Here is a 20,689-nt window from a genome sequence, read left to right as displayed (position 1 = left end):
CCCGAATCTTAGTGAGATAAATAGTTTTTGAATGCATCGGTCTGCGGGTTTGCAAAGCAGCTCGCATCCCCTTGCTCGACGATGTGACCGTTTTCCATATAGATCACCCGGCTGGCGGTTTTACGCGCCACTTCTACTTCGTGAGTGACGATCACCTGGGTAATTTTGGTTTCCGCCAGTTCACGAATAATACTGACGATTTGCGCGGTGATTTCCGGGTCCAGCGCGGCGGTTGGCTCGTCAAACAGTAGCACCTGCGGCTCCATCATTAACGCACGAGCGATAGCCACACGCTGTTGCTGACCGCCGGAAAGATGCAGAGGATAGCGATCGCTGTAAGGTTTCAGACGCAGACGTTCCAGCAGCTTCTCGGCACGCGCCAGCGCCTGGTCTTTTGACAGACCCAGCACGCGGCAGGGCGCTTCAATCAGGTTTTGTTGTACCGTGAGATGCGGCCAGAGATTGTATTGCTGAAAAACCATGCCTACGTTCTGGCGTAATTCACGAATCGCCTTATCGGAAGGCGTTTTCGTGAAGTCGAAATGATTTCCTGCGATAGTGAGCGTGCCGGAGCGCGGCATCTCAAGCAGATTGAGTACACGCAGCAGCGAGCTTTTACCCGCTCCGCTTGGGCCAAGTAACACCAGCGTTTCGCCCTGAGGGCAATCCAGCGTGATATCGAACAGCGCCTGATGCGCGCCGTAGAAGCAATTAATGCCGTTTAATTGAATACTCATTGATTCTCGTATGCTGGCAGTCTGATAACTGTACACGTCATCCTTCATGCTGCCTCTTTGTTGGCTGCTGAGTGACTCATCTCACCCTGAGACTCGCCCTTACGGACCGTTGCTCGCGACGTTCAAATCTGTTCCTGACAGATTTGTCACTCCAGTCACTTGCCGCCTCGACGCATCATGAATGATTTTGTGTATGTTGAGGCCGCAGATAGTACCTTTGACAGAATAGTTATGCAATATTTATGCGTTAAAAGTTAAATGCAAACCGCATTCTTCACTAAACATAGCACAAAATAGCGGGGGCGGTAGGCGGCAAGAATAATTGTCGGCATTCTATGCAGAATGCCAGACAATTTGTGGGGCTTATGATTTATCGACGTTTTGTCGGGTGATCAGCGGTTTTCGACGGACTGGCGCAGCGTACCGGCTGGCGCGTGGACGCTGCCGCCAAGATAACGCACATCATCAATAACCCAGCACTGACCCTCATGGATCATCAGCACTTCGTCGCGCCAGGTCTGGTCGCCTTGCTTCAGCTCCACGCGCAGTGGGATGTTGCGGGCGTCGCGATTAGGAATGGTGGACGCGCTGGCTACGCTGGCGCTATCCGGGAAGGTGGTGCGGCTGGAGAACGGGTCGCTGCTCATCAACTGGCGGTGTTCGCCATCACGGCTGGCGTCAGAGAGCAGTTTTGCCAGGTTGTCGCTTAAGTAAGGGCGAAGGGCGGTAATGTCGTTAGTACGGTTTTGAATGCGGTAGTCATAAAATTGTTGAGCCACGCTGTCCGGCCCGCCTTCTATGCACGACCCGCTGCGCGGGCCATTGTCTTTATAAGCAGGAGTGACGGTTGTGCAGGCACTGAGCAGCAGTGCGCAAGGGACGAGCAGAGAGAGTTTGCTGTAGCGCATAGTGATTTCCTTATAAGCGATCTGCCAAAAAGCGATCTACGATAATCAATTATATCTTTTCAATGATAGCGTATCGGTCTGATAATGCGTTTGAGATCGAGTGCTTAGGTAAACAAGGAGATCGGCTATGCAGTTTTCGACAACCCCGACGCTGGAAGGGCAGAACATCGTGGAATATTGCGGTGTGGTAACGGGTGAAGCCATTTTGGGCGCCAACATTTTCCGTGACTTCTTCGCGGGTATTCGCGATATCGTCGGCGGACGTTCGGGTTCCTATGAAAAAGAGTTGCGTAAAGCGCGTGAAATCGCTTTTCAGGAACTGGGCGAACAGGCGAAAGCGCTGGGTGCGGATGCGGTTGTGGGCATTGATATTGACTATGAGACCGTAGGCAAAGACAGCAGTATGCTGATGGTGAGCGTCAGCGGGACGGCGGTAAAAACGCGCCGATGAGACGCCTGCTCTGGCTGGTCGCGTTCGCGATTCTGTTAACCGGGTGCGCGGGCGAGAAAGGGATTATTGATAAAGACGGGTATCAGCTGGATACCCGTCATCAGGCACAGGCGGCGTACCCGCGCATCAAAATCCTGGTCATCCACTACACGGCGGATGACTTTGATACCTCTCTGGCGACGTTAACGGATAAAAACGTCAGCTCGCACTATTTAATTCCTGCTGTACCGCCGCTTCACCGCGGCAAGCCGCGTATCTGGCAACTGGTGCCAGAGCACGATCTGGCGTGGCACGCGGGCATCAGCTTCTGGCGCGGCGCAACGCGCATCAACGACACGTCCGTTGGTATCGAACTGGAAAATCGCGGCTGGCAAAAGTCGGCGGGAATGAAATACTTCGCCCCGTTTGAACCTGCGCAAATTCAGGCCCTGATCCCACTGGCGAAAGAGATCATTGCCCGCTACGACATTAAGCCGCAAAACGTGGTGGCGCATGCGGATATTGCCCCGCAGCGTAAAGACGATCCCGGCCCTCTGTTCCCCTGGCGCGATCTGGCGGCGCAGGGCATTGGCGCCTGGCCTGATGAACAGCGCGTGGTGTTTTATCTGGCGGGACGCGCGCCCAATACGCCAGTCGATCCCGCATCATTGCTCGACTTGCTTTCGCGTTATGGTTACGAGGTCAAACCGGAGATGACCGCGCGTGAACAGCAGCGGGTGATCATGGCGTTCCAGATGCATTTCCGCCCGGCGTTATGGAACGGGGTGGCGGATGCGCAAACGCAAGCGATTGCTAATGCGTTACTGGAAAAATATGGCCAGAATTAATGGCGCTGACGTCGTGATAAAAGTCAGTTAACTTGTTTATTTTCATCGAAATTCATTTTGGATAAAAATCAAATTAATCTATGGTTAATTGACTTTAAATTCCCCTCATCTATGATTGATTTTATCAGGAAGATATTTCTTATACGCTAAAAGTCGTGAAACTTAGCGCGCACAATCTTTTTTTTGCTTAATTTTATTTTTAACCAGGTTGAATCAGTGAGTGACATTAAGCTGAGGTTATCGCTCGTCGCTTGTCATTAAATTTAAATCAATATTCTTTGAAAGGCATAATATGTTAAGCATTTACGGTAAGAAAATTCGTCCGCATCATGAAATGGAACGTATTATTTCTTTAACGTCAGGTTATAAAGAAAAAACCTTAAAAAAATGGCAGAAAATCACCACCAGTGACTCGGAATATATTCATATTATCGTGAGCGGAGACGTTGAATTTCGCCGTACCTCCGATGAGTTATGTATGTTTACCCTGCAAGGGCAGTGTATCTTTGGGCTGTCTGCCATATTTTATGGTTCTCTGCATATGTATGGGCTTGCTCGTACCAATACCGTCGTGCGCTCAATCAAAAAAGATGAGTTTATGCGCCTGTTGACTGAACACAGTTTATGGCCAGATCTCACCAGGGTGCTGTCATGGTATATTTGCCTGCTTAGCAAACGTGATGATGTTTTGGTTGCCCGTAGCGCTTACTCTGTTATTCGTGAATTTTTAATCGAAATTAATGAGCTGATTATTCACCATAACCGTGACATCAATGTATACGACTATATTCAGGAGTATACGAATTTTGCCCGCAGTACGATCATCAAAATTCTCTCTGACCTTAAAAAAGGAAACTATATCGTCATTGAGAAAAGCCGATTAATGTCGATGACGACCTTGCCAGAAAAATATTAATCACATTTCCCATTGTCTCCTCTTCAGCTAATGAAGCGGAGGCCGTTGGGGGGCGCATTAAGGCGTAATGATGTTTTCTTGCGTCATCAGTCATCGGGCGGTTCCGGTATCTTTCCCTGCTGATAGTCCTCTTTTTGCTCCTGTAACGCTTGCAGGAAACGCGCTTTCAACGATGGCGTCTGTTCTTCCGCGCCGGGCAATGCCCGATCCGAGAGATCGCCTTCCGGCGCTTGCCGCCAGTCGTTGTCTTGACTTACCGGCGCTTCATCCTGCAATGGGGGTAACGCCTGGGGAGCAGGGGCCGGTTTGGGGGCTGGCTGCGGGAATGGCTTCGAAATATAAACATAGTGCATCTCAGAAAGCCGGGTATCCGGGTTTTCCACTTTTGTCGGTTTCGGCTCAGGCGTCGGATGCTGACAGTTCCAGTAAATATGGGCATACAGTCCGGCAATAATAAACGTGCAGAGGGTCAGCAGCCACATCATGGCGCGGAACAGCACTTTTTGGGGCGCCGGAAGGCGCCAGGCAAAATAGACCGCTTCTCCCGTCGTGAAACTGCGCTGTGCAGCAAGGCAAATGGTGGACATTATTTCGTGTTCCCTTGCGTTTTATGTTCCTGCTTCTGGCTTAGTGTTTGCGCCAGTACGCCCGGAACGCTGTTGGTTGCGCGCATTAACTGCATCAGCGTCTCTTCGCCGGCGATGCCGTCGACATGCAGTCCTGCCTTATCCTGAAATTCACGGGTGCGTTTTGCCAGTTCAGCCGTCCAGCTTCGCGAGTGGGTCAGCGGTTCATTCAACGTCTGGCTTAGCGTTTGATCCAGCCATGCCAGGTCTTTATCGCCGCTGGTCGCGCTAATCTCATCTTTCCCTTGCGGCGTTAAACGATGCAAAAGCGTGTAATTTCCGGTGGCGTGTTGATTAAACCAGTGCCTGCTTACCTGCCAGGTTCGGTTATTGATCAGAAGATCGAGCGACTGTTTATCAACGTGGGCCACGACGGCGTAATTCAGGTGATTACCCGTTTTGATCTCTCCTGCCCACGGATAACCTTCCTGTTCCAGCGCCTGTAAAGACGAATTCCCCTGACGACACATCAGGTTCACTCGCGCTGCGTTCTGGCATAGCGCATCGTTCGCGGAAGCATCATAACCCCACATAAGATAGAGCTGATGCATGGCGTCCGACTGATTCACCACCTCATTTTCAATGGTGGGCATAACAGGCGCAGTCGCCTCAGGCAGCGTCTTTTTCCAACTGGCCGGAACCGGCACTTGTTGCGGCAGGCGAGACGCGATCGCGCCGGAAAAGTACCAGCCGCAGCAGGCGAACAGGACGGAGGCAAACAGCCCTGCGGTTGCCAGGCGTTTACCGCGCGGCGTGGGCGGCAGGAGTTCACCGGCAGCCAGACGTAAATGGCGTGGGGAAACCTGTATCGCCCGCTCGGTCCATGCGGCAAGCAGCGCCAGATGCGCCAGTTTATTGAGTCCGGTCACGCGGCCTTTGGTCAGCGCATGCATTCTGCGCACCCGCGCGGGCGTCAGTGGCGAGGTATCGACGTTTTGTTCGTCCATCTGTGCCCCGACGTAGTCGAGATATTCACGGCAGGTCAGCGAACGTAGCGCAAGGCAGGTATGAACGCGGGGCTGTAAACCAGAATGATCCAGAAGACGGGATTTCTGATCGGGAGAGCCGGTCAGAAGAATCGTGAGCGGGAAGTTCAGCTCTTGCGCCCGCGTCAGCAACATACCCAGAATATCCCAACAATTATCTTTCATGGCTTGTGCCGTGGAGAGGATCAGCAGTTTGCCTTTTTTATTACGCGAAGGCGTTTCCTCATGCCATTGGCGCAAAATGGCATCAATGGCATAAATTTTGTTTTTACCCTCTTTAACGGCAGGGTTCAGTTTATAGAGCAGCGTACTGGCGCTCAGTTTGGGGAAGGCGTTAATGGCCAGCGCAGGTGTGCCGCCGTTACGCAGTTTTTCCACAAAGGCATTGTCTAATTCAGGTTCGTCAGAAAACAGACCGATGATGCCGGGCACGTTGGTTTTTTCCTGCAACAGGGAAAAGATGTCCTGATGATAATGAACGAAAAACTCCCCCGTTCGCCGGGTGAGTTTGCCAAACGGCTGAGCGGAAAATTTAAAATGATGCTGATACATGGTGTCTCGCTGTACTTTCTGGCTTCTGGAAACGTTGCGCTAAAAATAATTGAGCGGGTTTATTCGGGCAAATACCGGACAGGAGAAAATTACTCTGATTATTTTCGCTAACACCAGTAAGTGAAATCGTCAATGTTTTTCTGCAATAAAGTTGCCGGGAAAGCGAGTGGTCGACTTTCTTGCCGCTCATTACTATTTGCCGCACCGATTGGCGCAGCTGGTGCTGCAAAATTTAGCTTTATTAAAGGCATTTAAATAATGAGGATGCAGCTTTTCTCCCGATTGATTGCACCCTGCATGATGTTTGTTTTACTGATATTCAGCGGACATCAAGGGTATGTCGTTTTTAAAAACTATAATAAGGTTACAAACAAGTTAAATAACAGAAAAATTAACGTGCGTAAAAATGACGAAAAAGAAAAGTCATTTGCGCTTTTTCAACCTGCCGTCTGGCAGCGAAATACGCCAGCAGCGGTTAAATCGCCGCTCTCTGCCGAGATTGAAGGCATCGTCAGCAGCGATGAAAAATGGCTATCGTTTGCCGTTATTAAAACGCCTGCGGGACAGCAAAGTTATCGCGAAGGCGAAAGCCTCGTGGGAGTGAGTGACGCCTGTATTGAGGAGATCAATAACGACAATGTGGTGGTTAATTATGAAGGTACTACGCAGGTACTGGCATTAAAGAAACCTGATTATTTCAGAGGCGGTGTTGAAAGCGGCCCGCTACAAAAACCGACAAACGATGCCGGTGCAGAGAGCCTGCATCTTAATGATGTCCTGGTGCTAAAACCGTTTATTGAAAAAGGTCGTCTGGAAGGGTACGAAATCAACCCGCGCAATGCTTCGTCTTTCTTTCAGAACAGTGGGCTGGAGAAGGGCGATGTGGTTGTGAAGGTGAACAGTACCGATATGACGAAAGAAGAGCAGGCGAAAAGCATCATTGCTGGCTGGTCAAAAATGAAAGAAGCGGCGGTAGTCGTAAGACGTCACGCTCACCTGGAAAATATTCAGGTCAATGTTTTAAACAACTAACAAGTGAATTGCCATGAAGAAATTTCCATGGGCGTGCGTGGCGCTGACAACTCTGGCGTTATATTCCAGTTCGCTCTTTGCGGCGAATTTTAGCGCCAGCTTTAAAAATACTGATATTCGTGAATTTATTGATACGGTTGGCCGTAATCTTAATAAAACGATTCTGGTCGATCCGTCGGTACAGGGAACCGTATCAGTTCGGACGTATAACGTCCTGACCGAAGATGAATACTATCAGTTTTTCCTCAGCGTGCTGGATTTGTACGGACTTTCCGTGATTCCGATGGATAACGGCATGGTGAAAGTGGTTCGTTCGTCCGTTGCGAGAACCGCGGGAACGCCGATTGCCGACAGCAAAAATCCCGGTAAAGGGGATGAAATTATTACCCGCGTCGTGCGGATGGAAAATGTACCGGTACGCGAACTGGCGCCGCTGTTGCGCCAGCTGAACGATGCGACCGGTATCGGCAACGTGGTGCATTTTGAGCCGTCGAACGTCCTGCTGCTCACCGGTAAAGCCTCGGTGGTGAACCGCCTGGTCGATCTGGTTCAGCGCGTCGATCGTTCCGGCGTACAGCGGCGCGAAATCGTTCCGCTGCATTACGCCTCTGCGAAAGAACTTTCGGATATGTTGAATAACCTCAACAACGAAGAGCAAAAAGGGCAGAACGCACCGCAACTGGCGACCAAAGTGGTGGCGGATGAGGAGACGAATAGCCTGGTCATTAGCGGCAGCGAAGAAGCGCGGGCGCGTACCCGCACGCTGATAGCGCAGCTTGATCGCGAGCAGAATAACGAGGGGAATACCCGCGTCTTTTACCTGAAATATGCCAATGCCGCCAAAGTGGTGCCGGTGTTAACGGGCATTGGAGAGCAGATGAAGGACAAGCCGGGCGCGGCGAAAAGTAAATCGCCGGTTGCCGCGACCGATCTGAATATTACTGCCGACGAGTCGACAAACTCACTGGTGATCACCGCGCAGCCGAACGTGATGAACTCGCTTGAGAAGGTGATCGACAAGCTGGACATTCGCCGTCCCCAGGTACTGGTGGAAGCCATTATCGCTGAAGTGCAGGATGGCGCCGGAACCGATCTCGGCGTGCAGTGGACGAGTAAACACGGCGGCGTACAGTTTGGCGCAACCGGTCTGCCGATCGGCCAGGTTAAGAACGGGACGATAAAAGGCGTGAATTTTACCGGTATGGCGACAGGTTTCTTTAACGGCGATTTCGGCGCGCTGATGACGGCGCTGTCGACCAACGGCAAAAACGACATTCTCTCCACGCCGAGCGTGGTGACGCTGGATAACAAAGAAGCGTCGTTTAACGTTGGTCAGGATGTGCCGGTGCTTTCTGGTTCGCAGACGACGACGGGCGACAACGTCTTTAACACCGTTGAGCGTAAGACGGTGGGGACGAAGTTGAAGATCCTGCCGCAGATTAATGATGGCGACATGATCCACATGAAGATCGAGCAGGAAGTTTCCAGCGTGGACGCCAGTTCGACGGAGGATTCGTCTTTAGGCCCAACCTTTAACACCCGCACGATCAATAACGAAGTGATGGTTCACAGCGGGCAGACGGTAGTGCTGGGAGGGCTTATCGAAAATGTCACCAAACAGAATGTGTCGAAAGTGCCGCTGCTTGGCGATATTCCTCTGGTGGGGCAACTGTTCCGCTACACCTCGCAGGATACCACCAAGCGAAACCTGATGGTCTTTATCCATACCACCGTTCTGCGCGATGACGACAACTACAGCGCCGCGTCGAAAGAGAAATACGACCAGGTGCGCGCGCGCCAGCAGCAGCGTATGGAGGAGAAAAAAATGGGCATCCTGGAGCCGGGTGATAACGCCATTCTGCCCGCGTTCCCGTCGCCCGTAAACACCAGCACTGCTGCGCCAGCCACGGCGTCGCGCAATCCGTTTAAAGAGTAAGCCGGGGGTGTCGCGTGGATGAATTAAGCAAAAATTTGTGCAGCAGCAGCTTCGCAAAAGACAACGGTGTGCTGCTTTATCACAACGACGTATATATCCGTGAGGATGCGCCCGCGTTTGCCCTGCTGGAGATGCGTCGCGTGCTGGGGCGTGCCTTTACGCCGGTAACATTAACGCCAGAAGCGTTTGAAGAGATGCTGGCTAAAATCTGGCAGCAGAATAGCGGTGTTTCGCAGCAGCTGGTTGATGATATGGATGCCAATATCGATCTGATGGCGTTAACCGAGGAGATCCCCGATAACGAGGATTTGCTGGATAACGATGAAAACTCGCCGGTTATCCGTCTGATTAACGCCATTCTTGGCGAGGCGGTGAAGGATGGCGCGTCGGATATCCATATCGAAACCTTTGAGCGCACGCTGAGTATCCGTTTTCGCGTTGACGGCGTGCTGCGTCCTGTATTGCAGCCCGCGCGTAAGCTGGCGCCGCTGCTGGTATCGAGGATTAAGGTGATGTCTAAACTGGATATCGCCGAAAAACGCCTGCCGCAGGACGGTCGCATCTCCCTGCGCATTGGGCGTAAAGCGGTGGATGTGCGTGTCTCAACCATCCCGTCGCAGTATGGCGAGCGGGTGGTCATGCGTCTGCTGGATAAAAGCAACCTGAAGCCGGATATCAATAAACTGGGGCTGATCGACGAAGAACTCGAACAGCTCAAAGGACTGATTGGCCGCCCGCACGGGATTATCCTGGTGACCGGGCCGACCGGGTCCGGTAAGAGCACGACGCTTTACGCCATCCTCTCGGCGCTAAACGGCCATGAACGCAATATTCTTACCGTTGAAGATCCGATCGAATATGAACTGGAAGGCGTGGGGCAGACGCAGGTTAACCCGCGAGTGGATATGACGTTCGCCCGAGGCCTGCGCGCGATCCTCCGTCAGGACCCGGATGTGGTGATGATCGGTGAAATTCGTGACGGCGAAACCGCGCAGATTGCGGTTCAGGCGTCGCTTACCGGCCATCTGGTCATGTCTACGCTGCATACCAACAGCGCGGCGGGAGCGATTACCCGGTTGCGCGATATGGGGCTGGAGTCGTTTTTAATTGGTTCATCGCTGCTTGGCGTCATTGCCCAGCGTCTGGTTCGTCGGCTGTGCCCTCACTGCCGTGCCGTCAGTCCGCTGGATGATAATGAAAAACCGCTGTTCAGTTTTATGGAGAGTCCCCCCGACGTGATTTATCGCGCCGTGGGGTGTGAACAGTGCCGCCAGAGCGGTTACCAGGGACGCGCCGGTATTCATGAGTTTCTGCTGGTGGACAGCGCGATGCGCCGCGCTATTCATGAAGATAAAGACGAAATGTCGATTGAAACTCAGCTGTTTAAGCAGGCCTACAGCCTGCGGGAAAATGGTTTGTTGAAGGTGATCTCCGGCGTCACCTCGCTGGAGGAAGTGATGCGTGTTACCGCCGAGCGCGGAGGTGACGAATAATGGCCTGGTTCGCATGGACGGCTACGGATGCCGCCGGGAAAACCCGGCGCGGCGCCTTGCAGGCTGAAGGCCCAAAGCAGGTACGCCAGACGCTGCGCGAACAGAAGCTAATGCCGATCAGCATTACGCTCACCCGCGAGCGCGCCGCCGGAAAGGGGGCTCAGAAAGGCGCAAAACTTTCGACACCGGTGCTCTCAATGTTTACCCGCCAGCTGTCGACGTTGGTTAATGCCGCACTGCCGCTGGAGAGTGCGCTGAAGGCGATTTCTAAGCAGACGGAAGACAAAAAGCTGGCGGTGATGGTCGGTGAGATCCGCGATAAAGTGGTGGAAGGGCACACGCTTTTCGACGCTTTCAGCCAGTTTCCGCGTACTTTCGACAAGCTCTATTGCACGCTGGTGATGGCAGGGGAAAAGACCGGGCATCTCGGCGGCGTGCTGGAAAAGCTGGCTGAATACAACGAACAGCGACAGAAAATGAAAAGCAAGTTGTCGCAGGCGATGGTCTATCCCATCACCCTGACGGTGGTGGCGATTGCGGTTATCTCCATTCTGCTGGTGGCGGTGGTGCCGCAGGTCATCGAACAGTTTGTGCATATGAAGCAGCAGTTGCCCGTCACCACCCGTACCCTGATTGCGGTCAGCGATTTTTTGCAGGCTTACGGAATGGTTATCGGCGGCGGCCTTGTCGGATCGTTTATCGCTTTTAACGCCTGGCTTAAAAAAGAGCGTTATCGTTTTGCATATCACCGCTGGCTGGTGAACCGTTCGCCGCTGAAAAAACTGGTCTGTGCAATAAACAGCGCCCGTTACATCCGCACCCTGAGCATTTTACAGGCCAGTAGCGTGCCGTTGCTGGAAGGTATGTATATCGCGATGGACGGTATTGAGAATCTGTATGCGCGTCAGGTACTGGAACAGGCGGCGGATACCGTGCGTCAGGGCGCGTCATTATATAACGCACTGGAGCAGGCCAGATTATTTCCGCCAACCATGCTTTATATGATTGCTTCTGGCGAAGAGAGCGGCGAACTCGGTTCATTAATGGATCGCGCCGCCGAAAACCAGGAGTCGGCATTACAACATCGCATTACATTAACGCTGTCGGTATTCGAACCGGCGCTGGTGGTGACGATGGCGACGGTGGTTTTATTTATCGTACTGTCAATATTACAACCGCTTCTTCAGCTCAATAATATGGTGGGTTAATTATGTCTGTGAAAAAAAATAGCCTGAAAGGTCAGGCTGGGTTTACTTTGCTCGAATTAATGGTGGTCATCGTTATTCTTGGCGTTCTGGCCAGCATGGTGGTGCCGAATCTGATGGGGAATAAAGAGAAAGCGGATGCGCAAAAAGCGACCAGCGATATTGTCGCACTGGAAGGCTCGCTGGATATGTATAAGCTCGATAACCATCGCTACCCAACCACCGAACAGGGGTTGCAGGCGTTGGTGACGAAGCCGGAGATCGCGCCGATTCCCAACGGCTATCGTGCTGACGGTTATATTCGCCGTCTGCCGCAGGACCCGTGGGGAAATGATTACATTCTGGTTAGCCCTGGCGAACATGGCGCGGTAGATGTTTTCTCCTCCGGCCCGGATGGTGAAGCGAATACCGCCGATGATATAACGAACTGGTCTTTAGATAAAAAAGATAAGTAATGAATAAGCAACGTGGATTTACATTGCTGGAAATTATTCTGGCGCTGGTTATTTTTGCCAGCTGCGCCATGATGGTGGTTTCGACAATACCCTCACGCAGCGGCGCAGATATATTAGGCCAGCAATTACAATCCCTCGTTGAATATGGTTCTGATCGGGCAGTGATGGACGGAAATATAGTCGGGCTGGTGATGACGCCAACGGAATATCAGCTGGTGAAGTGGGCCGGGGAAAACGGCGGGCGTCATTGGGCGCCGCTGACAGCCGGGCGTATTTTCACCCACGGACAGTTTCCTGAAGAGATGCATGTTTCGCTCGCTCCCCAGCGTCTGGCGGCCACGCCTGATGCCGACCCGCAGGTGCTCTTTTTACCGGATGGGGAAATTAGCCGATTCACGCTGACGTTGCAGAGCTATGACAAACAGCACCATTTCCGCGTGGTGTCGCAGGGCGCTTCACCCGTTTTGGTAGAGAACAATGACTAAACCGGAAGCGAAAGAACAGGGCATGACGCTGTTGGAAGTCATGGTGGCGCTGGTGATCTTTTCTACCGCAGCGCTGGCGTTGATGAATTCCGTCTCGCTGAATGTGCGTTTTACGCACGGTCTTGCCGATACGCTACAGGCCAGTTGGGTTGCGGAAAACCAGCTCGCGCAAGCGCAGCTTGCAAAAAGCGTTTTTCCCTACGTCGCTGAAGAAGGCAGTGAAACGATGGGTGGACGCAGCTGGAACTGGCGCAAACAGCGGGTGAAAACCGATGACAAGGCGTTTGCCGATGAAGTCCAGGTGTATGCCGAAGGCGAAGAGGGCCAGCCGGTCATCACGCTGCGGGTTGTCCCGCCGAAGGAGCGCAAATGAATACGCCACTCCGTCGCCAGCAAGGTTTTACGCTGCTGGAGATCATGATTGCGCTGACGATTTTTGCCGTGATCAGCACCCTTGCCTGGCAAATCCTTGACGGCGCGATGCGCACCACCACGGCAACGGATGCTGCTGCGACGACGCTTAATCAGCTTCAGCGAGCCTGTAACCTGCTGGAGCGCGATTTCTCTCAGCTCCAGCCGCGCGCGCCGCGCAATGAAACGGATGTGTTCCGTCTGGATCAACATGCCGTCGAGCTGACGACGGTAAGCGGCGTCAGTGGGCAAATTCAACTGGAACGCGTGCGCTGGCGGCTGGAGGCGCATCGCCTGTGGCGTGATGTCTGGCCTGACATTGATAGCCCGGCTGACGTGAGTCCAGAAGAAGTACCGATTTTAAGCAACGTTAAAGCGATGAAGTGGCGATTCTGGCGACAGGGCTGGCAGACGACATGGCTTGAAACCGCCCATCAGCCGGAAGGCGCCGAACTGACGCTGACGATGGAAAACGGGGATACCTGGCGCTGGGTGTTTATGACGCCGGGAGACATGCCGGAAATCCAGGGAGCAAAGAAAGACGAAAGCGCTGAGGCTGCACAACCCACGCCTGCTGACGTTACGGCATCGGTTCCGCCAGCACGCGGTGGAGAACGGCAATGAACACGCAATCGGCGCAAAAACAGCGCGGAGTCGCGCTGCTGGTGGTGTTGATTTTGCTGGTGATGATGTCAGCGCTGGCGGCAAAGATCGGTCAGCAGTTTTGCCGAAATTTGCAGAAAACCCGCTATCAGGTCAGTCAGCAGCAGCTGCGCTGGGCGATGCAAGGCCAGGCTGCGGCGATAAAAGATCGTCTGCAAACCGACGCCAGCGGTGAGAGCAATGGATTATCGCCAGAAGGCGCGTGGCACGAACCGCTGGAAACTCAGGGTGAGAACTATACCGTCGTGAGCCAGATTGAGGACGCCCAGACCTGCTTTAACGTGAACAGTCTGCTGGCCATTGACCCTGCGCCTCCTGCGGATAGCGCCGCCGCGCAGCCGACAAAGCCGGTGAAAGAGCAGATTGTTGAACAGTTGCTGATCGACAGCGGCATCAGTACGGCAGTGGCGGAAGAGGTTTATCAACAACTGGTGGATTATCTGGACGCTGACAACACAACCGCAAAAGAGGCTCTGGAAAGCGACGCCTGGGCGGGTGTGACGCCGCAGCGCCTTCCTGCGAATCAGATGATGCGCACCATCAGCGAGATAAAACGGTTGCCGGGTTTTCCGGTGGCGGCTTATCCCCGCGCCAGCAAGGTGCTGTGCGCGCTGCCTGATACGGAGAGCAAAGTGGACGTGAATACCCTGAAGCCCGGGCAGGCGCCGCTGTTGTCTGCGATGTCTGCGGGGACGTTAAGTGAGGATGACGCAGCACGGCTGATTGCCTCGCGCCCGGAAGAAGGGTGGGCGTCGGTTGACGCGTTCAGTAAAACGCTCGAAACAAACTATCCGCAGAGCAAAGCGATCCTCGCGCAGATGCAGGCGTTTGTTGCGGTGAACAGTCACTATTTCCGGGTCGAGAGTACCGGTAATACTGATGATTTAACGCTGCGCGTTGTCAGCCAGATTCATGTCGATCGTGACTCTGGCGAGGTGAGAACCTGGCAACGCCGTTACCGAATGATTGAATAAGAAAAGTCATAGTCTATGAAACAGGTACTTTTTATTCGTCCCGATGCAAACGTGGACGGGAAAATCGAATGGTGCGTCTCCGGTAGCCAGCAGGTGGCAACGCTGGAAAGTCGGGATGCGCTGAGAACGCTTGCCGTACATCCCCTGGCGACACGCGTTTGTTTGCTGTTGCCCGCCAGTGAGATGGTGTTCCGTCATTTTACCCTGCCCAAAAAAGGGTTATCGACGGCCTCCACACCGTTTTCATGGCTGGCGGAAGAGACGCTGATCGGCGATGTGGACTCGCTGCACTGGACGGTATTGCGGAAACAAGGGCGGGAAGTGGATGCCGTGGCCATTGACGCCACCTGCTTTGAGCGCTGGCTTGCGCTGTGCGAAGAGGCCGGACTGAAGGTGATTCAGGTATTGCCGGACGCCATTCTGCTGCCGGTAAACGAAGGTGGCAGTACGCTGGTTTCCTGTGACGAAAGCTGGTGGCTGCGTTTCCCGCCGTTCGGCGCCTGCGAAGCGGATGCTACGCTGCTGCCGCTGTTGCTGGCGCAAGGCGGCGATGGCGAAGTGTGCTGCTACGGCGAAGCGCCTGCGGGTATTGATGTCGTTGAGCAACTGCCGTGGCAGCATCCGCTGGTATTGATTCAGCCGCAATGGAAAGCGTGTCGCGCCAATATGCTGCATGGCGCATTTGCCGCCTGCGGCAAAGAGGTGGGGCGATTTCGTCATCTGAGGACAGCAATGGCGGTGTCTGCGCTGCTGTCGATGGGGTTGCTGATTGGCCCACGCGTGGCAATGGCATGGATGTTGGTTCAGCAGGAAAATCAGGTACAGGCCGAGATTGCCCAGGTCGCTCAACACTATTTCCCGAGTCTGCGGCAGAAAACCAATATCAAATACCATTTTGGTCAGAATATTAAAAAACAGAGTAAAGGTATTTTTCTGCAACTTGAGGCGCTGGAACAGGTTAAACAGTCTGTGCCTGCTATTGAGATAAATGAAGTGGAATATGACAACGCGCAGAATGTGTTGACGCTGAACGCGGCCTCGCCGAACGCGCAGGCGCTACAGGATTTCGTTACGCAGGCCAGCCCCCATTTTGACTTTGCGTTACAACCGGTTTCGAACCAGTCACCCTATACGGCGATCGTGACGGGGAAATATAAATGAAAGAGCGAATTGCACAATTAAAAGCACGCTATCAAAACTACAGCGATCGCGAGCGTGGTCTTATTACGCTATGTGCGGCGGCGATGTGCTGCGCGGTAATTTATTACGGCGGCATTATTCCGCTGGATCATATGATTCAAAACAGCCAGTCCACGTTAATGCGGCAAAAAGAGACGCTGCGCTGGATGCGGGACGAAATCGATAAAAATCATTTACAGGCGAAAGTCTTAAAAACGAACAACCCGCGAACGGTTATTGAAGAGAGCGCGAAAGAGATCCATCTCGCGTTGTCTGATATTCGTCAGGATGAACGCTCACTCTCTTTTGTTGTTGAACAGGTCAATATTTATGAACTGAAAAACTGGCTACGTGAAGTGAATGTCACGTCCGGCGTTCAGTTGCAAAAAATGGATTTGCGGCCGGTCGATCGTCAAAGCGACGTGAAAGCCAATATTACGCTGAGCTGGAATAAAAACGCATGAATACGATCATGTTGTTTCGGGAAAGCTGGCCGATTGGGTTTTGCATAATGAGCGCCTGTCTGGGCGGGATCCTCGGCAGTTTTCTTGGTGTAGTCAGCGAGCGCGTTCCCGCAATGGTGATGGAAAAGGAAGGGGCGGGGAATTTACTTTTTCCTGCCTCGCACTGCGCGGACTGTGGGCATCAACTGGCCTGGTGGGAAAATATTCCGTTACTGAGCTGGTGCTGCCTGCGCGGTCGTTGCCGTCATTGCCAGTCTGTGATTCCCCTGCGCTTGCTGTTGGTAGAGTTAGCCAGCGCGCTTTTTTTTGCGGCAACGGCGGCGGTGATCCCTTCCTTTGTCACGCTGATCGCGCTGTGGGTTTTATGGTGCGGTCTGCTGCCGCTCACGATGATTGATGCGAAATATATGCTGTTGCCGGATAGTCTCACGCAGCCGCTGCTGTGGGCTGGGCTGCTGCTGCATTGTGTTTTCCACACGATGCCGTTGGCGAGCGCGTTATATGGTGCCGTTGCGGGGTATCTCATTCTGTGGCTGGTGTACTGGAGTTTTCGCCTGCTGACGGGGCGGGAAGGGCTTGGACAGGGCGATTTTAAGCTACTGGCGGCGCTGGGGGCCTGGTGCGGCTGGCAGGCGTTACCGTTATTAATTCTGGTTGCGGCATTAAGCGGTATTGTGCTGTATGGACTTTTTTACTCTGGCGTAAGTAAATCGGGGCAAATTCCTTTTGGTCCCTGTCTGGCCTTTTCGGGAATGGCGATGTTTATCTTCCAGACATTGCAATTCACATTCTGACGCGGTTGGTCAAGTGTTTTTTTAAATTCTTTCGCCGAGGGAATAAAGGGAACTTATTTATTTTCCAGATTATCATTGTCGCATAAGTTAATAGAATTAATGCTTATGCCATTTTAGGGAGGAGCGTAAAGCGAAATAGATTATTTCATTTTTATAATGGGTTGGTTTCCGTTGTCTTAAATAAATTACTGTTTGCAATTCGTCCATGCTCTAAGGAATGCATGACTGTTAAATATTCACGAATAAAATTATCAGGAATTAATAATGAAATTTATGAAGCCTAAATATCTGGCACTTTTTGTGGCAGCAGCGACAAGTCCGGTTTTTGCCGCTGCGCCGGGTACGCCGTCTATTACCAGCGGCAATGATAAATTCGCCATTGTGGAAGTGGATCAGGCTGCGCAGGATTATAACAACCTGGTGAAAGTTCATAACGATGGCGTGGACGTCAAGGTGGAATGGAACGTCTGGAGCGGCGATGCGCCGACCTCCGCGAAAGTGCTGTTGGATGGTAAGACCGTATGGTCTGGCGCAGGTAGCGCTGCCGGTTCTGCGACCTTCAAAGTCAAAAAAGGCGGTCGTTATCAGGAGCAGGTTGAATTATGTAATACCAGCGGGTGTACGAAAAGCGCCAGCAAGCTGATTATTGTGGCGGATACCGACGGTAGCCATCTGCTGCCGCTGAATACCACCATGAAGGAAAACAATAAAACGTTTGCTCAGCATACCGATAAAGTGGTGGGCGCGTACTTCCCGGAATGGGGCGTGTATGGCCGTAATTTCCCGGTGGATAAAATCCCGGCGGCTAACCTGAACCATATCCTGTACGGCTTTATTCCCATTTGCGGCGGCGACGGCATCAATGACAGCCTGAAATCCATCGAGGGCGGTAACAGTTTTGAAGCGCTGAAACGCGCCTGTAATGGCCGACAGGACTATACCGTGGCGATCCACGATCCGTGGGCGGCGCTGCAAAAACCGCAGGCTGGCGTCTCTAACTGGGATGACCCGTATAAAGGCAACTTCGGTCAATTGATGGCGCTGAAAAAAGCGCACCCGGATCTGAAAATCCTGCCATCGGTTGGGGGATGGACGCTTTCCGATCCGTTCTTCCAGATGCATGACAGCGCGATTCGCGCGCGGTTTGTTGCTTCCGTTAAGGATTTCCTGAAGACCTGGAAATTCTTCGACGGCGTAGATATTGACTGGGAATTCCCGGGCGGCGGCGGTCAGAATGAAACGCTGGGCAACCCGCAGCAGGATAAAGCGACCTACACGGCACTGATGCACGATCTGCGCACCATGCTTAACGAACTGTCTGCCGAAACCGGTCGGACTTACGAGTTGACCTCCGCTATCGGTTCCGGTCAGGACAAAATCGAAGACGTGGACTACGCCCAGGCGCAGCAGTATATGGATCACATCTTCCTGATGAGCTACGACTTCTACGGCGGCTGGAGCAACACCGATCTGGGGCACCAGGCGGCGCTGCACGGCGCAGAGTGGAAACCGGACACCAAATACACCACGGAAAATGGCGTTAATGCGTTGCTGGCGCAGGGCGTGCAGCCAGGCAAGATCGTGGTGGGCGCGGGGATGTATGGCCGTGGCTGGACTGGCGTGCATGGCTATACCGGCGACAATCCGTTTACCGGTACGGCTACCGGCCCGGTGAAAGGCACCTGGGAGCCGGGCGTGGTTGATTATCGTCAGATTGTTAACGAATACAAAGGCAAACCAGGCTGGGAATACCGTTACGACGCTGCGGCGGAAGCGCCGTATATTTTCAATAAATCCACCGGCGACCTGATTACCTATGAAGACGCCCGCTCTGCGGCGGCGAAAGGTAAATACGTCCTGGCTAACAACCTCGGCGGCCTGTTCTCCTGGTCTATTGACTCTGATAACGGCGACATTCTGAACGCGATGAACGAAAGCTTGCTGGGTGGGGGTTCTACGCCGGTTGAGCCGGTTGTAACCAACCATGCGCCAGTCGCGACCGCAGTTGACCAGGTCGTCACCGGCCCGGCGACGGTCACGCTGGACGGTTCTGCCTCTACCGACCCGGATGGCGATGCGATCACCTATAAGTGGACGCAGATCTCCGGTCCGTCCGTAACGCTGAACAAGAGCACCAGCGCGAAAGCGAGCTTTAACGTCGCCGCCGTCTCCAGCAATCAGAATCTGGCGTTCCGTCTGACCGTTACCGATGCGAAAGGTCTGAGTAACGCCATTGACGTTCAGGTTGTGAACAAAGCGCCAAAAGCGAACCAGGCCCCGGTTGTGAATCCGCTGGAAACGGTGTCGCTTGAAGCAGGCGCAACCTACACGCTGAATGCGCAGGCTGCCGATCCTGATGGCGACGCGTTGACCTACGCCTGGAGCGTGCCGGGCGACATGAACGCGACGGGGACGGACACCTCCAGCGTGACCATCACCGCGCCGGAAGTAAGCTCCGCCTCGACTTACACCGTCAGCGTCGTGGTCAGCGATGGTAAAACCAGCGTGCAGTCCAACGTGCAGATTAACGTTACGCCAAAAGCGGCGCCGGTGCCGTCCGACGAAGGGACAACACCGTCTGATGAAGGCACCACGCCAGCCGATGAGGGGACGACGCCGTCTGATGAAGGCGCGGCAACCGGCGGTTGCGACAGCCCGGTTGATGCCAATGCCAGCCACTACGCGGCATGGGACGCCAGCAAAATCTACAACAATGGCGATACCGTCAGTTTCGATCACCTGGTGTGGAAAGCGAAGTACTGGACGCAGGGCAATCAGCCAGGTTTTGGCGTGGACGCGTGGGAACTGGTCAGTCAGGTGAAATTCAACTGGCGTTCCGATGTGGTTTACAACGGCGGTGAGACTACCACCTATCAGGGGTCTGTATACCGCGCCAAATGGTGGACGCAGGGTGATAAACCCGGCAACAGTGATGTGTGGGTGAAAGAAGGCGCCGCCGCAGACTGTCAATAATCCTCTTACCTTAATAATGCGGATACGTTATCTATCCGCGAAGGGTAGCCGCCCCTGTCTGGGGGCGGCCATCTCTAAAAAATAATGTGCATAACGAACAAGGAGCAGATCACCCCGACAACCGGATGAAAATATGAAACGTTTAATTTTGTTGTTATTGATGTTAAGTCAAAGCGCGTTTGCCAACTGCTGGGACAGAGCCGCAAATTATTATCATGTTGACCCTTATTTATTATTTGCCATTGCGCAAGTTGAGTCTGGCATGAATCCCTATGCGGTAGGACGAAATCACGACGGAACGAGGGATGTCGGGTTGATGCAAATAAATAGCTCGCATTTTTCAGCGCTGGAACGCCGTGGCATTGATGAGTATCGACTGATGCTGGAACCCTGTACATCTATTATGGTCGGCGCGTCGATCTTATCCGATATGATCAAAGTATATGGTTATAACTGGGAGGCGGTAGGCGCATATAACGCCGGGGTTAAAAAAGAGAATTACCCGCAGCGCATGATTTACGCGCATAAAGTCTGGGAAACATACCAGCGTATAAAAATGACCACGCAATATAAATAAATCCAGCTGCTTTTATTTTTTGAAGAATTCCTGCTGGTGTTCTTC

At 53.1% G+C, this 20,689-nt stretch carries 21 protein-coding genes; 17 read left to right on the top strand and 4 right to left on the bottom strand.

The genetic code is table 11. The features are described from left to right. Positions 1-8: 8 nt before the first annotated feature. Together artP and CKO_RS09470 are read right to left on the bottom strand one after the other, a co-directional pair. Entirely contained in the window at positions 9-737 is a 729-nt protein-coding gene (artP, locus tag CKO_RS09475; protein ID WP_024130493.1) for an arginine ABC transporter ATP-binding protein ArtP, read from the bottom strand. A 392-nt stretch (positions 738-1,129) separates the two neighbouring features. Continuing rightward, a complete protein-coding gene (locus CKO_RS09470) occupies positions 1,130-1,645 on the bottom strand; it encodes a lipoprotein (protein WP_012133088.1) in 516 nt (171 codons plus the stop codon). A 127-nt stretch (positions 1,646-1,772) separates the two neighbouring features. Between CKO_RS09470 and CKO_RS09465 the strand changes: the two genes are divergently transcribed. The 3 genes from CKO_RS09465 to CKO_RS09455 all read left to right on the top strand — a co-directional run bounded on the left by CKO_RS09465 (position 1,773) and on the right by CKO_RS09455 (position 3,839). After that, entirely contained in the window at positions 1,773-2,096 is a 324-nt protein-coding gene (locus CKO_RS09465) for a heavy metal-binding domain-containing protein (protein ID WP_012133087.1), read from the top strand. Next, positions 2,093-2,923 (top strand): N-acetylmuramoyl-L-alanine amidase, encoded by an 831-nt coding sequence (locus tag CKO_RS09460; protein WP_012133086.1) that lies wholly within the window; start codon positions 2,093-2,095, stop codon positions 2,921-2,923. Before CKO_RS09465 ends, CKO_RS09460 begins: the two co-directional genes overlap by 4 nt. A 292-nt stretch (positions 2,924-3,215) precedes the next feature. Then, on the top strand, positions 3,216-3,839 hold the full coding sequence (locus CKO_RS09455; RefSeq protein WP_012133085.1) for a helix-turn-helix domain-containing protein: 624 nt from the start codon (positions 3,216-3,218) through the stop codon (positions 3,837-3,839). A gap of 86 nt (positions 3,840-3,925) precedes the next feature. Here the strand turns inward: CKO_RS09455 and CKO_RS09450 are convergent, their stop codons facing one another. Beyond that, on the bottom strand, positions 3,926-4,426 hold the full coding sequence (locus CKO_RS09450; RefSeq protein WP_012133084.1) for a hypothetical protein: 501 nt from the start codon (positions 4,424-4,426) through the stop codon (positions 3,926-3,928). Continuing rightward, positions 4,426-6,003, bottom strand: a complete 1,578-nt coding sequence (locus CKO_RS09445) for an ExeA family protein (RefSeq protein ID WP_012133083.1) — start codon at positions 6,001-6,003, stop codon at positions 4,426-4,428. Before CKO_RS09445 ends, CKO_RS09450 begins: the two co-directional genes overlap by 1 nt. Before the next feature lie 300 nt (positions 6,004-6,303). On the opposite strand from CKO_RS09445, the gene gspC reads away from it, so the two are divergent. The 14 genes from gspC (at position 6,304) to iagB (ending at position 20,644) form a co-directional block, all read left to right on the top strand. Then, positions 6,304-7,035 (top strand): type II secretion system protein GspC, encoded by a 732-nt coding sequence (gene gspC / locus CKO_RS09440; protein ID WP_024130492.1) that lies wholly within the window; start codon positions 6,304-6,306, stop codon positions 7,033-7,035. A gap of 13 nt (positions 7,036-7,048) precedes the next feature. After that, positions 7,049-8,971 carry a type II secretion system secretin GspD gene (gene gspD / locus CKO_RS09435; protein ID WP_012133078.1) on the top strand — a complete coding sequence of 641 codons (1,923 nt, stop codon included), beginning with the start codon at positions 7,049-7,051 and terminating at the stop codon, positions 8,969-8,971. Between the two features lie 14 nt (positions 8,972-8,985). Further along, on the top strand, positions 8,986-10,464 hold the full coding sequence (gene gspE / locus CKO_RS09430) for a type II secretion system ATPase GspE (protein ID WP_012133077.1): 1,479 nt from the start codon (positions 8,986-8,988) through the stop codon (positions 10,462-10,464). Further along, complete coding sequence (gene gspF, locus CKO_RS09425; RefSeq protein WP_012133076.1) at positions 10,464-11,672, top strand: type II secretion system inner membrane protein GspF; 1,209 nt, start codon at positions 10,464-10,466, stop codon at positions 11,670-11,672. Before gspE ends, gspF begins: the two co-directional genes overlap by 1 nt. A gap of 2 nt (positions 11,673-11,674) precedes the next feature. Continuing rightward, positions 11,675-12,124, top strand: coding sequence for a type II secretion system major pseudopilin GspG (gene gspG / locus CKO_RS09420; RefSeq protein WP_012133075.1), 450 nt, complete (start codon positions 11,675-11,677; stop codon positions 12,122-12,124). Further along, positions 12,124-12,609: a type II secretion system minor pseudopilin GspH gene (gene gspH / locus CKO_RS09415; RefSeq protein WP_012133074.1), complete on the top strand. Its 486-nt coding sequence runs from the start codon at positions 12,124-12,126 to the stop codon at positions 12,607-12,609. Before gspG ends, gspH begins: the two co-directional genes overlap by 1 nt. After that, entirely contained in the window at positions 12,602-12,982 is a 381-nt protein-coding gene (gene gspI, locus CKO_RS09410; RefSeq protein ID WP_012133073.1) for a type II secretion system minor pseudopilin GspI, read from the top strand. Before gspH ends, gspI begins: the two co-directional genes overlap by 8 nt. After that, on the top strand, positions 12,979-13,644 hold the full coding sequence (gene gspJ, locus CKO_RS09405) for a type II secretion system minor pseudopilin GspJ (RefSeq protein WP_012133072.1): 666 nt from the start codon (positions 12,979-12,981) through the stop codon (positions 13,642-13,644). Before gspI ends, gspJ begins: the two co-directional genes overlap by 4 nt. Then, positions 13,641-14,657, top strand: coding sequence for a type II secretion system minor pseudopilin GspK (gspK, locus tag CKO_RS09400; protein WP_012133071.1), 1,017 nt, complete (start codon positions 13,641-13,643; stop codon positions 14,655-14,657). Before gspJ ends, gspK begins: the two co-directional genes overlap by 4 nt. A gap of 15 nt (positions 14,658-14,672) precedes the next feature. After that, a complete protein-coding gene (gspL, locus tag CKO_RS09395) occupies positions 14,673-15,818 on the top strand; it encodes a type II secretion system protein GspL (protein WP_012133070.1) in 1,146 nt (381 codons plus the stop codon). Beyond that, positions 15,815-16,300 carry a type II secretion system protein M gene (locus CKO_RS09390; RefSeq protein ID WP_012133069.1) on the top strand — a complete coding sequence of 162 codons (486 nt, stop codon included), beginning with the start codon at positions 15,815-15,817 and terminating at the stop codon, positions 16,298-16,300. The genes gspL and CKO_RS09390 overlap by 4 nt, the downstream gene beginning before the upstream one ends. Further along, positions 16,297-17,094 (top strand): prepilin peptidase, encoded by a 798-nt coding sequence (locus tag CKO_RS09385; protein ID WP_012133068.1) that lies wholly within the window; start codon positions 16,297-16,299, stop codon positions 17,092-17,094. The genes CKO_RS09390 and CKO_RS09385 overlap by 4 nt, the downstream gene beginning before the upstream one ends. A 264-nt stretch (positions 17,095-17,358) precedes the next feature. Further along, positions 17,359-20,067 (top strand): glycosyl hydrolase family 18 protein, encoded by a 2,709-nt coding sequence (locus CKO_RS09380; RefSeq protein ID WP_012133067.1) that lies wholly within the window; start codon positions 17,359-17,361, stop codon positions 20,065-20,067. 133 nt (positions 20,068-20,200) lie between these two features. Continuing rightward, positions 20,201-20,644 carry a type III secretion system invasion protein IagB gene (gene iagB / locus CKO_RS09375; RefSeq protein WP_012133066.1) on the top strand — a complete coding sequence of 148 codons (444 nt, stop codon included), beginning with the start codon at positions 20,201-20,203 and terminating at the stop codon, positions 20,642-20,644. Positions 20,645-20,689: the final 45 nt, after the last annotated feature.

The organism is Citrobacter koseri ATCC BAA-895, from assembly GCF_000018045.1.
Lineage (GTDB): Bacteria > Pseudomonadota > Gammaproteobacteria > Enterobacterales > Enterobacteriaceae > Citrobacter_B > Citrobacter_B koseri.
The sequence above is the reverse complement of the archived record's forward strand: the minus strand, read 5'-3'. Positions and strand labels throughout refer to the sequence as shown.

What these genes read in the sequence shown, in the direction of transcription:
- CKO_RS09385 (WP_012133068.1), top strand. Translation starts at nt 16,297, where the DNA reads ATGAATACGATCATGTTGTTTCGGGAAAGCTGGCCGATTGGGTTTTGC.
- CKO_RS09455 (WP_012133085.1), top strand. Translation starts at nt 3,216, where the DNA reads ATGTTAAGCATTTACGGTAAGAAAATTCGTCCGCATCATGAAATGGAA.
- gspI (WP_012133073.1), top strand. Translation starts at nt 12,602, where the DNA reads ATGACTAAACCGGAAGCGAAAGAACAGGGCATGACGCTGTTGGAAGTC.
- iagB (WP_012133066.1), top strand. Translation starts at nt 20,201, where the DNA reads ATGAAACGTTTAATTTTGTTGTTATTGATGTTAAGTCAAAGCGCGTTT.
- CKO_RS09470 (WP_012133088.1), bottom strand. Translation starts at nt 1,645, where the DNA reads ATGCGCTACAGCAAACTCTCTCTGCTCGTCCCTTGCGCACTGCTGCTC.
- gspF (WP_012133076.1), top strand. Translation starts at nt 10,464, where the DNA reads ATGGCCTGGTTCGCATGGACGGCTACGGATGCCGCCGGGAAAACCCGG.
- CKO_RS09445 (WP_012133083.1), bottom strand. Translation starts at nt 6,003, where the DNA reads ATGTATCAGCATCATTTTAAATTTTCCGCTCAGCCGTTTGGCAAACTC.
- artP (WP_024130493.1), bottom strand. Translation starts at nt 737, where the DNA reads ATGAGTATTCAATTAAACGGCATTAATTGCTTCTACGGCGCGCATCAG.
- gspG (WP_012133075.1), top strand. Translation starts at nt 11,675, where the DNA reads ATGTCTGTGAAAAAAAATAGCCTGAAAGGTCAGGCTGGGTTTACTTTG.
- CKO_RS09450 (WP_012133084.1), bottom strand. Translation starts at nt 4,426, where the DNA reads ATGTCCACCATTTGCCTTGCTGCACAGCGCAGTTTCACGACGGGAGAA.
- CKO_RS09460 (WP_012133086.1), top strand. Translation starts at nt 2,093, where the DNA reads ATGAGACGCCTGCTCTGGCTGGTCGCGTTCGCGATTCTGTTAACCGGG.
- gspD (WP_012133078.1), top strand. Translation starts at nt 7,049, where the DNA reads ATGAAGAAATTTCCATGGGCGTGCGTGGCGCTGACAACTCTGGCGTTA.
- gspK (WP_012133071.1), top strand. Translation starts at nt 13,641, where the DNA reads ATGAACACGCAATCGGCGCAAAAACAGCGCGGAGTCGCGCTGCTGGTG.
- CKO_RS09390 (WP_012133069.1), top strand. Translation starts at nt 15,815, where the DNA reads ATGAAAGAGCGAATTGCACAATTAAAAGCACGCTATCAAAACTACAGC.
- gspC (WP_024130492.1), top strand. Translation starts at nt 6,304, where the DNA reads ATGTTTGTTTTACTGATATTCAGCGGACATCAAGGGTATGTCGTTTTT.
- gspJ (WP_012133072.1), top strand. Translation starts at nt 12,979, where the DNA reads ATGAATACGCCACTCCGTCGCCAGCAAGGTTTTACGCTGCTGGAGATC.
- gspH (WP_012133074.1), top strand. Translation starts at nt 12,124, where the DNA reads ATGAATAAGCAACGTGGATTTACATTGCTGGAAATTATTCTGGCGCTG.
- gspL (WP_012133070.1), top strand. Translation starts at nt 14,673, where the DNA reads ATGAAACAGGTACTTTTTATTCGTCCCGATGCAAACGTGGACGGGAAA.
- CKO_RS09465 (WP_012133087.1), top strand. Translation starts at nt 1,773, where the DNA reads ATGCAGTTTTCGACAACCCCGACGCTGGAAGGGCAGAACATCGTGGAA.
- CKO_RS09380 (WP_012133067.1), top strand. Translation starts at nt 17,359, where the DNA reads ATGAAATTTATGAAGCCTAAATATCTGGCACTTTTTGTGGCAGCAGCG.